This window comes from Actinoplanes sp. HUAS TT8 (assembly GCF_051380535.1).
In the GTDB taxonomy this organism is placed as follows: Bacteria; Actinomycetota; Actinomycetes; order Mycobacteriales; family Micromonosporaceae; genus Actinoplanes.
The window spans coordinates 8,889,043-8,901,129 of sequence record NZ_CP195646.1; the positions used below are offsets into that span (position 1 = coordinate 8,889,043).

Annotated in this window: 11 protein-coding genes; 3 read left to right on the forward strand and 8 right to left on the reverse strand. The window is 71.0% G+C overall.

What is annotated here, in order from left to right:
- Positions 1-11 precede the first annotated feature (11 nt).
- Both ACSHV8_RS39510 and ACSHV8_RS39515 read right to left on the reverse strand, forming a co-directional pair.
- Complete coding sequence (locus ACSHV8_RS39510; RefSeq protein WP_436524516.1) at positions 12-1,187, reverse strand: MFS transporter; 1,176 nt, start codon at positions 1,185-1,187, stop codon at positions 12-14.
- Positions 1,184-3,214 carry a hypothetical protein gene (locus tag ACSHV8_RS39515; RefSeq protein WP_436524518.1) on the reverse strand — a complete coding sequence of 677 codons (2,031 nt, stop codon included), beginning with the start codon at positions 3,212-3,214 and terminating at the stop codon, positions 1,184-1,186. Before ACSHV8_RS39515 ends, ACSHV8_RS39510 begins: the two co-directional genes overlap by 4 nt.
- Positions 3,215-3,352: 138 nt before the next feature.
- Here ACSHV8_RS39515 and ACSHV8_RS39520 point away from each other — a divergent pair, with 138 nt between their 5' ends.
- Complete coding sequence (locus ACSHV8_RS39520) at positions 3,353-4,165, forward strand: 1,4-dihydroxy-6-naphthoate synthase (RefSeq protein ID WP_436524520.1); 813 nt, start codon at positions 3,353-3,355, stop codon at positions 4,163-4,165.
- Here ACSHV8_RS39520 and ACSHV8_RS39525 read toward each other — a convergent pair.
- The 3 genes from ACSHV8_RS39525 to ACSHV8_RS39535 are packed head-to-tail and all read right to left on the reverse strand — an operon-like array spanning position 4,162 to position 5,401.
- The gene (locus tag ACSHV8_RS39525) at positions 4,162-4,563 is read right to left on the reverse strand and encodes a cold-shock protein (RefSeq protein ID WP_436537118.1); all 402 of its coding nucleotides are present in this window, start codon (positions 4,561-4,563) and stop codon (positions 4,162-4,164) included. The two genes, ACSHV8_RS39520 and ACSHV8_RS39525, sit on opposite strands and share 4 nt — an antisense overlap.
- Positions 4,564-4,613: 50 nt before the next feature.
- Entirely contained in the window at positions 4,614-5,237 is a 624-nt protein-coding gene (locus tag ACSHV8_RS39530) for an HAD family hydrolase (protein WP_436524522.1), read from the reverse strand.
- Positions 5,234-5,401, reverse strand: a complete 168-nt coding sequence (locus ACSHV8_RS39535; protein ID WP_436524524.1) for a hypothetical protein — start codon at positions 5,399-5,401, stop codon at positions 5,234-5,236. Before ACSHV8_RS39535 ends, ACSHV8_RS39530 begins: the two co-directional genes overlap by 4 nt.
- A 78-nt stretch (positions 5,402-5,479) precedes the next feature.
- Here ACSHV8_RS39535 and ACSHV8_RS39540 point away from each other — a divergent pair, with 78 nt between their 5' ends.
- Positions 5,480-7,873, forward strand: coding sequence for a helicase-associated domain-containing protein (locus ACSHV8_RS39540; RefSeq protein WP_436524526.1), 2,394 nt, complete (start codon positions 5,480-5,482; stop codon positions 7,871-7,873).
- A 140-nt stretch (positions 7,874-8,013) separates the two neighbouring features.
- Entirely contained in the window at positions 8,014-9,675 is a 1,662-nt protein-coding gene (locus ACSHV8_RS39545) for a DNA repair helicase XPB (RefSeq protein ID WP_436524528.1), read from the forward strand.
- 14 nt (positions 9,676-9,689) lie between these two features.
- On the opposite strand, the gene ACSHV8_RS39550 is transcribed toward ACSHV8_RS39545, so the two are convergent.
- From ACSHV8_RS39550 to ACSHV8_RS39560, 3 genes are all read right to left on the reverse strand, one after another.
- Positions 9,690-10,166, reverse strand: a complete 477-nt coding sequence (locus ACSHV8_RS39550; protein WP_436524530.1) for an HAAS signaling domain-containing protein — start codon at positions 10,164-10,166, stop codon at positions 9,690-9,692.
- Positions 10,163-10,507 carry a PadR family transcriptional regulator gene (locus ACSHV8_RS39555; RefSeq protein ID WP_436524532.1) on the reverse strand — a complete coding sequence of 115 codons (345 nt, stop codon included), beginning with the start codon at positions 10,505-10,507 and terminating at the stop codon, positions 10,163-10,165. The genes ACSHV8_RS39550 and ACSHV8_RS39555 overlap by 4 nt, the downstream gene beginning before the upstream one ends.
- Positions 10,508-10,630: 123 nt before the next feature.
- Positions 10,631-12,058 (reverse strand): Ig-like domain-containing protein, encoded by a 1,428-nt coding sequence (locus ACSHV8_RS39560; protein WP_436524534.1) that lies wholly within the window; start codon positions 12,056-12,058, stop codon positions 10,631-10,633.
- Positions 12,059-12,087 lie beyond the last annotated feature (29 nt).

Genomic DNA, 12,087 nt, shown 5'->3' on the forward strand with positions numbered 1-12,087 from the left:
GGATGATCCTTTCAGGACAGAACCTTGAGCCGGGGCAGACAGACCAGCGCGAGCACCGCGATCGCGGCCGTAAGCAGGTAGAGCGTGGGGTAGCCGCCGAGCCGGGTGACGATCGGCGCGGCGATCACGGGGGCGAGCAGCTGCGGCAGCGTGCCGGCGATGTTGGCGACGCCGAGCATGGTGGCGCGGGTCTCGGCGTCCGGCAGCACCTGCGTGATCACCGCCATGTCGACCGCCACGTACGCACCCCAGCCGGCCCCGACCAGCACCGACGCCGCGATGGCGACGGCCACGACCGGGACCAGGGCGAGCAGTGCGGTGCCGGCGGCGAGGACCACCGCGGCGACCGCGACGAAGATCTTCCGGCGTTCCCAGCGGTCCGAGAGCACGCCGCCGGCGAAGCCGAAGATGCCCGCGAACAGCACGTTCACCACGGTGAGGACGAGCACCCAGGTGGCCGCGTCGGCCACGCCGATCTCGTCCGACAGGTAGTAGAAGAGGTAGACGAGGACGAGCGCGTTGACCAGGTTGAGCAGGAAGCGGATCAGCCAGGCCCAGGCGAACTGGGAGCCGGGCCAGCGCAGCGTGATGCGCGTCTTCTCGGCTACCCGGGCCGGTTCGCGGTGGATCAGCAGCAGGGCCGCGCCGAGGGCGGGCACGGCCACCGCCACCGCGATGTAGCCAGGGGTGCCCTGGCCGACCGCGACGGCCAGAGCGGTCCCGAGCACGACGCCGACGATCTGGGCGACGCCGAACAGCGCGCCGACGGTTCCGCGTTGCCGCTCGGGCACCCGGTCCCCGATCATCGCGGCCAGCGCGGCCAGCGGGCCGTTCAGCCCGACCTGCACCAGCACCCAGCCGCCGATCATCGGGCCACGGGTGTCGGCGACGGACAGGACCAGCAGGCCGGCGACGCCGACCACGGTCCCGGCGACGAAGATCGGCCGCCGGGAGCCGAGCCGGTCCGACAGCGCGCCCCACAGCGGGTTGGCCAGCAGGGAGGCCGCCGCCCCGATCGCGGTGACCAGGGCGAGCAGCGATTCCTTACCGTCGGCACCGGCCAGTCGCGCGGCCTGCTCGGGCAGCAGGATCTGGATCGGCCCGAACCAGCCGGCCGCCACCCCGATCATCGCCAGGGAGTAGGCGACCATCCAGCGCGTACGGACCGGCGCCTCGGTGAGGGTCATGAGCGGGCTTTCTCCCACATCTCCACGTACGCCTCGGCCCCGCTCATCAGTTGCTTGGTGAGCAGCGCCTTGTCCGAGCCGGCCTGGTTGGTCAGGTCGGTGATCCAGTCGGTGTAGAGGCCGTACTGGGCGACCCCGTCGGTGTTCAGGTCGAACGTACGTGTCCCCCAGACCTGCTTGGTGACGGTCGTCCCGTTCAGCGCGGTGAACGGGTAGGTGAGCGGGCTGGACGCGGCGGTCAGGCGGGGCTCGGCCTGCGGGCCCAGTCCGTTGACGTCCGAGCCGACGCCGTACCCGGTGATCTTCGAGCCGTTGGCCAGCGCCTTGTTGGCCCGCCACTCGTCGAGGAAGGTCGGGGTGCCGGAGCCGTCGTCGGTGGCCGCGAAGGCGTACGAGGCGACGAACCCGCCGAGCCCGAGCACCCGGTTGACCAGGGCCCGGTCGGCCCAGGTGTGCACCGAGGTGACCCCGGCGTAGCCGCGCTGCTCGGCCAGGTCGAGTACCGCCGACGCGGTCTTCACGCCCATGTGGTCGATGTGGATGATCATGCCCCGGTCCATCATCTTCTGGACCAGGTATTTACCGAGCGCGGTGAGCCCGCGGACGTTGCAGATCTTCCCGCTCGGGTAGACCGGCAGGATCGTCCCGGCCGGCAGGTCGACGCCGAGGCTGAGCAGCTTGGCCAGGTCGTCGCTGACGATCGGCTGCTCGTTGTCGGACGGGCCGGTGCAGCTGGTCGCCTGCCACCAGTGGCCGCTGGAGAGCAGCTGGCCGACGTTGATCGCGGCGCCGGTGACGCCCTCGTCGAAGCGGGTGCCGCCGAACGCGTTGTCGAACTTGTGCACCGGGTAGAAGCCGCTCACGCCCATCGCCTGCAGCTCGTCGAGCCCCTTGTCGATGTCGGCGGTGGTGCACTGCGCGACGTCCTTGATCTCGCGGCAGCCGAAGATCTCCGAGTTCTCCACGCCGATGGTGACGGCGAGTTTGCCCTGGGCGGCGATCGCCCGTACCTCGGAAGGGGTTGTCGCCAAGCGGAACCACCCGCGACCGGGACCGCCGCTGCGAGCGTCGATGTAGTCCTGCATGTTCCGCAGGTAGGTGGACTGCGCGCGGATCTGGTCCATCTCGTCGCACGAGGTGTGCTGCAGCGTGAGGTCGCAGATCACCCGGTTGGCCACCAGCAGCACGTTGAGCACCCGCTGGCCGGACTGCCAGGCCCGTTCCAGACTGCGGAAGTACGAGGCCTCGTGCAGCATGGTGTCGGTCTGCGGCCAGTCCGTGAACGTCGGCCAGCCCTGCTCGGACGAGTTGATCGGGTCGGTGCCGGCGATGATCGCCTCCAGCAGCGCTCCCCAGCCCAGGGTCGAGTGCGAGGCACAGCCGGCCAGCGCGACCGGGGCACCGCCCGAGGCCCACGCGTCACCGCAGTGCATCGAGCCGCCGAACGCCTCGCCGGCGGTGATGTGCGCGTGCGCGTCGATCCAGCCGACGAGCTTGCCGCTGGAGTCGACCGCCGGGGACGGGGTGCCGCTCACGCCGGTGGCGATGTCCGGGATCGCGGCGCATCCGGTGGCCGCGGTGAGCTTCATGGTCGCGCTTCCGGCGCCGAGACCGCCGAGGTACGAACCCATCTGCTGACCGGTCGACGTCGAGACGAGCTTGTAGTTGCCGGAGGATCCGCTGCTTACGGTCCAGTCGGCGCGATCACCGTAGGAGTCGCCGGCCCAGATCCAGCCGAGCATGCTCTGGTACGGCGGGGCGCCGGTGTGGTCGCGGAGCAGGTAGCGGCCGAGCTGGGTGGCCTCGAAGCGGAACGGTTCGGCCTTGGACGCCGTGCCGGTGAAGCCGTAGCCGACCGAGTCCTTGAACACGTAGCCGAGCGAGCTGGTTCCGTTGAAGGCCTGCAGGGTGACGCATGCGCCCTCCAGGTTGTTGGCCGGCGTCCAGGTCTCGGCAGCGGCGGCGGGCGCGGACAGCCCACCGACGAGGCCCAGCACCAGGACGCCCGTGAGCAGCTTGCGACGCACGGGCACCCCCTTGGTAGATCAAATGATCCGACAAGCGGAGTGTAGAAAATCACACCCTGGTTAAACCAGAGGTGAATGTGAATATTTTTACGGGCGGCCATTCGGATGTCCCCCGAGGTGCAGAGCTAGCGTGGGCATGTGGCGCTCTCTCTCGCGGTCTCCCCATGCCCCAACGACACGTTCGTCTTCCACGCCCTGATCCACGGGCTGGTCCCCGGCGCGCCCGCCGTCGACCTGACCTTCGCGGACGTCGACGTGACCAACACGGCCGCCGAGCGGGGCGATTTCGACCTGGTCAAGGTGAGTTACGCGGCGCTGCCCTGGCTGCTCGACAAGTACGAGCTGCTGCACTGCGGCGGCGCGCTCGGGCGGGGCTGCGGGCCACTGGTGCTGACCCGGGACAAGCGGGCCGACCTGTCCGGCGCGACCGTGGCCGTGCCCGGCGACCGGACCACGGCGTACCTGTTGATGCGCCTCTGGTCCGAGGGGAACCCGCCGGCCAAGATCGAGGTGGTTCCGTTCCACAAGATCATGCCCGGGGTCGCCGACGGGACCTGGGACGCCGGCCTGGTCATCCACGAGGCCCGCTTCACCTACCAGCGGTATGGGCTGACCGCCCTGGCCGACCTCGGCGAGTGGTGGGAATCGGACACCGGCCTGCCGATCCCGCTCGGCGCGATCCTGGCCCGCAAGGGCACGGTCGACCCCGGGCAGGCCACCGAGTGGATCCGTGACTCGCTGCGCAAGGGCTGGCTCGACCCGGCCGCCAGTCAGGACTTCATCCTGGCCAACGCGCAGGAGATGGAGCCGGCCGTGGTCAAGCAGCACATCGAGCTCTACGTCAACGAGTTCACCCTGGACCTGGGTAAAGACGGACTCGCCGCCGCCGACGCCCTGTTGGGACGCGCGGCCGCGGCGGGTCTCACGCCTGCTGTGCCGAGCCTCGGCTAACCCTTTTCGAACTCGTCGGCGATGGCGTGCAGCAACTGGCCGATCTTCTGCGAGACCTTCTTCTCGGGGTAACGGCCGCGCTGGAGAGTCGGCTGGACAGTGTTCTCCAGCACTTTGATCATGTCTTCGATCATGCTGGCCGTCTCCTCCGCGGGCCGGCGGCGCGCCTCGGCATCCCGAGCCGCCAGCGACGGCGGAGCGTCCAGGAGCTTCACGCCGAGCGCCTGGGCGCCCTTGCGACTGTCGACCACCCCGAACTCGATCCGCTGGCCCGTTTTCAGGTCGGTGACCCCCGCCGGCAGCGCACCCTTGGGCAGGAACACGTCTCCGCCCTCATCACTGGTGACGAATCCGAATCCCTTCGTCGCGTCGTACCACTTCACTCGACCCGTGGGCACCGCTGACCTCAACTTCACTCAATGGACACAACTGCTCACGGGGAGCCTATCTAGCGCCAGGGCTCCGACCCAACTGCAATCTCATCCAGCAGGGCCGGGAAGGCCGTCAAGTCGGACAGTACGTACGTGGCCCCGGCCGCCCGGAGCTCCGGCTCCGAGCACGGTCCCGTGGCCACGCCGATCCCCGGCACCCCGGCCGTGCGCGCGGCCGTCATGTCGGCCACGTGGTCGCCGACGTACCACCGCACACCGTGCTCCACCAGCGCTGATGCCTTGCCCTCGGCGAAGAGATCACCGGCCAGCTCGTCGAACCGCATACCCAGATGGTCGAGGTGCAAGCGCGCCAACCGGCCCAGTTTCGAGGTGACCACGACGACGCGCAGCCCGGCCGAACGGACCGCGGCCAGCGCCTCGACGGCGCCCGCGGTCGGGACGGACGGCTTGATCGCGAACTCCGGGTAGAGACCCCGGTAGGTGGTGACCGCCGCCTCGACGTCCTCGGCCGGGAACCAGTGGCTCAGCTCGGTCCGCAGCGGCGGGCCGAGCCGGGTGACGACCAGGTCGGCGTCGACGAAGACGCCGGTCCGCTCGGTCAGCGCCCGGTAGGCCGCCCGGATGCCCGGCCGGGAGTCGATCAGGGTCATGTCCAGGTCGAACCCGACTGCTGGAATCAATGCTTCTGCGACTCCGGCAGGTGCCGCAGCCGCTCGATCGGCAGCGGGAAGGTCTGGTCGTCGCCGAACGGCGACGGGGCGGCGGCCCGGTCAGAGACCAGCTCGGACACCTGGAGGTGCCCCTTCAGAGCCGGGCTCTCCTGGTTCTTGGCCTTCGACGCCACGTTCGGTCCTCCTCTGATCGAGGTCCGGCCACGCCCGGACCCGTCACCATCGTCCCATGAACGTTAGCGTTGAAGACGATGGCCACCACATTTGCGGATCAACTCCGGTCGCTGCCCGACGAGGCACTGGGCGGGCTCCTTCAGCTGCGCCCTGACCTCGTCGTCCCGGTCCCTGCCGACATCTCGGCACTGGCTGTCCGCGCGCAGTCGCGCGGCTCGGTCGCCCGCTGTCTGGACGGGCTGGACGAGTTCACCCTCACGATCCTCGACGCGGCCCGGGTCACCCGGGCGGCTGACACCGCCCTGACCTCCGTGGACGCCATCGTGGCCCTGGCCACCGGGGTGGCCGAGGAGGACGTCCGGGTCGCGGTCGACCGCCTCCGCGTACGTTTCCTGCTGCACGGCCCGCCGGAGGCGCTGCAGGTGGTGAGCGCGGTCGACGAGGTCACGTCGCCGTACCCGGCCGGGCTGGGTCGTCCGGCCGACTACCTGGACCCGTACGCCGCCACCCTGGTCGCCGACCGGGCCCGGCTGCGCCGCACCGTGCTGGCCGCGCCGCCGGGCGCCCGCGCGGTGCTGGACCGGCTGGCCGCCGGGCCGCCGGTCGGCTCGCTGAACAGGAACGCCGGTGAGGTCGCCGAGCCGATCCGCTGGCTGGTCGACGAGCACGTCCTGGTGCCGATCTCGGAGGCCGGCCGGGCCCCGCGGGCCGACGGCGAGCTGGTCGAGCTGCCGCGCGAGGTCGGGCTGCTGCTGCGGCGGGACTCCGGGCCGCTGGGCGCGCTGCGGCCGTTCCCGCCGATCCCGGACGCGACCGTCCGGGACATGAAGGCGGTCGACTCGGCCGGGGCCGGGCAGACCATGGAGGCGGTCCGGGCGGCCGAGGCGGTGCTGGAGGCGCTCGCGGCCGAGCCCGCGCCGATGCTGAAGACCGGCGGGCTGGGCGTGCGCGACCTCAAGCGGCTGGCCAAGGCCGCCGGTCTGGACGAGGCCGGCGCGGCCCTGATGATCGAGGTGGCCTACACGGCCGGCCTGCTCGGCGAGTCCGAGACGTCGGTGCACCGGGCACCGGGCGCGGTGCAGGACATCTTCCTGCCCACCGGGGCGTACGACCTGTGGCGCGCGGCCGGCATGGCCCACCGCTGGACCGCCCTGGCCCGCGCCTGGCTGATCATGACCCGCCAGCCCGGCCTGGTCGGCAAGCGGGACGAGCGGGACCGGCCGATCAACGCGCTCGCCCCGGACGCCGAGCGGGCCGGAGCCCCGCAGGCCCGGCGGGAGGCCCTGGACGCGCTGGCCGAGCTGGAGCCGGGCGCGGCACCCACCGTCGACGATCTGCTGGCGCTGCTGTCCTGGCAGGCGCCGCGGCGGGCCCGCGGGCGCGAGCTCGGGCATCGGGACGGTTACGCGGGGGCGGCCCTGCTCGGGATCACCGGGCTGGGGGCGGTCACGTCGTACGCGCGGCTGCTGCTCACCGACCCGGAGGTGACCGAGAGCGATCCGCTGGGCCTGCACCCCGAGGAGACCCCGGCCGACGCCGTCCGGGCCCTGGACGTGCTGCTGCCCGCCCCGGTCGACCACATCCTGGTCCAGGCCGATCTGACCGTGATCGTGCCCGGCCCGCCCGAGCCGGAGCTGGCCGGCGAGTTGGACGTGATCGCCGAGCCGGAGTCGGTCGGCGGGGCCAGCGTCTTCCGGGTCACCCCGGCCAGCGTGCGGCGCGCGCTGGACGTCGGTTACACCGCGACCGAGCTGCACGCCCTGTTCCGCCGCCGGTCCCGCACGCCGGTGCCGCAGACGCTGGAATATCTGATCGACGACACCGCCCGCAAGCACGGCGGGCTGCGCAGCGGCTCGGCCGGGTCGTACCTGCGCAGCGACGACGAGGCGCTGATCGCCGAGGTGCTCAGCGAGAAACGGCTGATCACCCTGGACCTGCGCCGGATCGCGCCGACCGTGCTGGTCAGCCCGCGCCCGGTGGCCCGGCTGCTGGGCGCGCTGCGCGAGGCCGGTTTCGCCCCGGTCGCCGAGGATGCGGGCGGCGCCGCGGTGCTGACCCGGCCCAAGGCTCGTCGGGCGCCGTCCCGGACGCCGCGGATCGCCGAGCCGGCCGGCCCGCCGACCCTGTTCGGCCCGCGTCTGGCCGGCGTGGTCGAGCAGCTGCGCCGCGGTGACGTGGCGACCCGGGCGGCCCGGCGGGCGCCGGTGACCGTGCGGGCCGCGCAGGGGCAGGCGGTGCCCGGGCTGACCGCGGTGCAGCAGCACAGCCAGGCGATGGCGGTGCTGCAGCAGGCGGTCCGGGACCGGGCCAAGGTCTGGGTGGGGTACGTGGACTCGCACGGCGCGACGCTGTCCCGGCTGGTCCGGCCGGTCTCGCTGAGCGCCGGCTACCTGCGGGCCGAGGACGAGCGCGGCGAGAGCCTGCACACGTTCGCGCTGCACCGGATCACGGCCGCCGTCACCGAGGAGTGAATTTCTGGCCGGGCCGTGTACGCCCCCGTCGCGTCACGACCCGGCCGAATAGGTACACGCACGCGGCCGCCGAAATGTTGCACCCGAGTTCCGTGGCACACTGAATGGTTGGCTTTTCTCCTTCGGTGAAGGACATACGCGTGACCAACGGACCACTGATCGTGCAGTCGGACAAGACCCTCCTCCTCGAAGTCGATCACCCGGACGCACAGGCCTGCCGGATGGCGATCGCGCCGTTCGCCGAGCTTGAGCGGTCGCCCGAGCACGTGCACACGTACCGTCTGACCCCGCTCGGGTTGTGGAACTCGCGGGCCGCCGGCCACGACGCGGAGAGCGTGGTCGACGCCCTGCTCAAGTTCTCGCGCTACCCGGTGCCGCACGCGCTGCTGGTCGACATCGCCGAGACGATGGATCGGTACGGCCGGCTGCAGCTGCTCAACGACCCGGTGCACGGGCTGGTCCTGCGGGGGCTCGACAAGATCGTGCTGCTCGAGGTGTCGAAGTCGAAGAAGCTGGCCGGGATGCTCGGCGCCAAGGTCGACGACGAGACCATCCTGGTCCACGGCTCCGAGCGCGGCCGGCTCAAGCAGGCCCTGCTCAAGCTCGGCTGGCCGGCCGAGGACCTGGCCGGGTATGTGGACGGCGAGGCCCATCAGATCGACCTGGCCGAGGACGGCTGGACCCTGCGGTCGTACCAGCAGGAGGCGGTCGACGGCTTCTGGGCCGGCGGCTCCGGCGTCGTCGTGCTGCCCTGTGGTGCGGGGAAGACGCTGGTCGGCGCGGCCGCGATGGCCACCGCCAAGGCGACCACGCTGATCCTGGTCACGAACACGGTGGCCGGCCGGCAGTGGAAGCGGGAGCTGATCGCGCGCACGTCGCTGACCGAGGACGAGATCGGGGAGTACAGCGGCGAGCGCAAGGAGATCCGGCCGGTCACCATCGCGACGTACCAGGTGCTCACGTCCCGCCGCGGCGGCGCGTTCACGCACCTGGACCTGTTCGGCGCGCGGGACTGGGGCCTGGTCATCTACGACGAGGTGCACCTGCTGCCGGCGCCGATCTTCCGCTTCACCGCCGACCTGCAGGCTCGCCGCCGTCTCGGCCTGACCGCGACGCTGGTCCGGGAGGACGGGCGCGAGGGCGACGTGTTCTCGCTGATCGGGCCGAAGCGCTACGACGCGCCGTGGAAGGACATCGAGGCGCAGGGCTGGATCGCGCCCGCCGAGTGCGTCGAGGTGCGGGTCACGCTGACCGAGGCGGAACGGATGGCGTACGCGGTGACCGACGCCGAGGAGCGCTACAAGTCGGCGGCCACCGCCCGTACCAAATTGCCGGTGGTGAAAGCGCTGGTGGAGAAGCATCCGACCGAGCAGGTGCTGGTCATCGGCGGCTTCCTCGATCAGCTGCACACCCTGGGTGAGTACCTGGACGCCCCGATCGTCGAGGGCTCGACCACGAACAAGGAGCGTGAGCGCCTGTTCGATGCGTTCCGCGCCGGTGAGCTGCGCACGCTCGTGCTGTCCAAGGTCGGCAACTTCTCCATCGACCTGCCCGAGGCAGCGGTGGCGATCCAGGTCTCGGGCACGTTCGGCTCGCGGCAGGAGGAGGCGCAGCGGCTCGGGCGGGTGCTGCGCCCCAAGGGCGACGGGCGGCAGGCGCACTTCTACACCGTGGTGTCCCGGGACACCATCGACACCGAGTACGCCGCGCACCGGCAGCGGTTCCTGGCCGAGCAGGGGTACGCGTACAAGATCGTGGACGCGGACGACGTGCTCGGCCCGCCGCTGCCCCAGGTCGACTAGGGCAGCGCCGTTGATCAGGGGGTTTGCGGCGCGTCGGGCGGGTTGGGCGTCGCGAACTCCACGGTCGCGGGTTCCGGCGGTGTGCTGGTGCCCCGGCTCACCATGAGGGCCGAGCCCAGGCACAGCACCAGCACCACGCCGACGGCCGCCAGCACCGCGAAGATCCACTTCGGCGGCCCGGGCCGGCTCGGCGTGGGCGGGACCACGAACGGCGGCGGCGTGGAGATGAACGGCGGCGGGGCGGTCGCGGCCATCCGCGGCGCCCCGGCCTCCTCGTAGGCCGCCGCGGCCACCACCTCCGGGCTGCCCAGCCGTTCGAGGATCTCGATCAGCTCGGCTTCGCTCTGCACGTTCCGATCGGTCCGCTCAGTCGCGATGTGCGCGGCCAGATCGGCCAGCAGTTCCCGGCGCTGCAGCAGCGGCAGGCCGCTCAGGCGCAGGTCAACCTCGTGCAGGTACTCACCGACCAGGTCGGGCTGGTTGGGCTTCATGCGATCTCACCGGTTCCCACGAGACGGTCGACGGTCTGACGGAACGACACCCACTCGGCGCGGAAATGCGCGAGCGCGGACCGCCCGGCCGGAGTGAGGCTGTAGTAGCGCCGGGGCGGGCCGTTCGGCGACTCCGCCCATTTGCTGTCCAACATGCCGCCCCGGCGCAACCGGGACAGCAGTGGATAGATCGTGCCCTCGGTCGCCGCGAGCGTCTGCTCCTCGGCCAGCCGCCGGACGACCTCGGTGCCGTAGCGATCCTCGAACTCCACCATCGCGAGCACACAGAACTCCAAAGTCCCGCGGCGGAGCCCGGAGGCCAACTGCGCTCCCTCTGCCATGCACGACAGAGTACCTTGCGACGCAAGGTACAAAAATTCAAAGACCTGATTCGCGTACGGGAGTGAGCCGCCCCGAAAACAGCACCGCCCCGAGCACCGGGCCCGGGGCGGTCGTTTGCTCGGTCAGCGGCGGATCGTGCGAGCGCTGGTGTAGACGTAGTTGCCGGCTCGGTCGTACGCGCGAAGCTGGATTTTGATCGTCTTTCCGTACTTCGCGGAGTTGAACGAGAACGCGTAACCGGCTCGGGAGTCGGTCGCGACCAGCTTCCCGTTGATCAGCAACTGCACCCGCGCGACCCCGTTCCGGTCCGCGGCCGAAGCCCCGATCCGCACGGTGCCCCGCACTTTCGCGCCGCTCCTCGGCCCCGAGGTGATCTTCAGGGTGGGCCGGGTGTTGTCCACGATCACCGTGCGCCGCACGAAGGTCGTATGCATCCAGAGGTCGGTCGCCGACCATTCCAGCGTGAACTTGCCGTCCTTACCCAGCGGGAACCGCCCGGTGTAGGGCGCCCGGTAGCCCGAGATCGTCTCCCCGTTGACCGGGAAGGCGAACTGAATTCCGGATATGTCGGTCGCGCTGAGGACGCTGGTGACGTACTTGCCGCGGACCAGCGCGTTGCTACCCGGCGTGATCGACGTGACCGTCGGCCCGTCGGCGTCGACGGTGACCGGGACGTCGGTCGTCGAGGCGTAACCGTTGACGTCCCGGGCCCGGACCTCGATCGTCGTCCGGCGCGACACCTGGCCGAAGTCGTACCGGAACCCCGCGGTGCTTGTCGATCGCAGGGCTCCGTCGATCCAGAACTCGACGTGATCGACCCCGGACTCGTCGGCCAGCACCGGCTGGAACCAGAAGTTACCGGCGCTCACCACATTCGGCGGGCTCAGCTCGGGAAAGACCTCCGGACCCTCGTCGTCGATGCGGTAGTAGCGCTGGTAGGTCGTGGTGTTGCCGGCCCGGTCGATGACGTCGATCATCACCGAGGTGCTGCCGGTGGCCGGCCTCGTGGCCGTCGTGGTGTCCCAGGTCAGCTCCCACGGCGCGGCCGTGGCCCGGCTGATCTCGTGGCCCTGCCGCAGCACGACCGCGGCCACGTCGTCCGGCAGGTCGGAGGCGGTGATCGTGGCCATGCCGTGCAGCAGCGTGTAATCGGCGGGCGCGATCGTCGCCGTCGGCGCCGTGTACTCGGTGTGCACCGTGGTGGTCAGCTCGGCATAGTGCTGCGTCGCGTCGTAGACCCGCACGGTGACGTCGACATCCGTGTCGTCCGGCGTCGTGTCCAGGTTCACCGGAACGCCACGGCTCCGGGCCACCGTCGCGTTGACGAAGTCGAGGTGGCCGTCCACCTCGGTGCTCACCCGCACGACGTCATCGCTGAAGACGGGCTTGAAGTACACATGCCGGCCGAGGGGCTGATGCGGGGTGAGTCCGGTGAAGTAGAGCTCCGGCGCGGTGGTGCCGGCCGGCTCGTCGGCCAGAGCCGGGGTGGCCGGGTTGATCAACAGGATCGGGACGACGATCGCCGCGGCGATCCGCCGGGAAGCACGCACGTGAGCAAGCTACGCGCCCGGCCACCAGT

Bases quoted from the DNA above. Each gene is read 5' to 3' on its own strand.
- ACSHV8_RS39540 (WP_436524526.1), top strand. From the start codon at position 5,480: ATGGCCACCACATTTGCGGATCAACTCCGGTCGCTGCCCGACGAGGCA.
- ACSHV8_RS39550 (WP_436524530.1), bottom strand. From the start codon at position 10,166: ATGAAGCCCAACCAGCCCGACCTGGTCGGTGAGTACCTGCACGAGGTT.
- ACSHV8_RS39555 (WP_436524532.1), bottom strand. From the start codon at position 10,507: ATGGCAGAGGGAGCGCAGTTGGCCTCCGGGCTCCGCCGCGGGACTTTG.
- ACSHV8_RS39510 (WP_436524516.1), bottom strand. From the start codon at position 1,187: ATGACCCTCACCGAGGCGCCGGTCCGTACGCGCTGGATGGTCGCCTAC.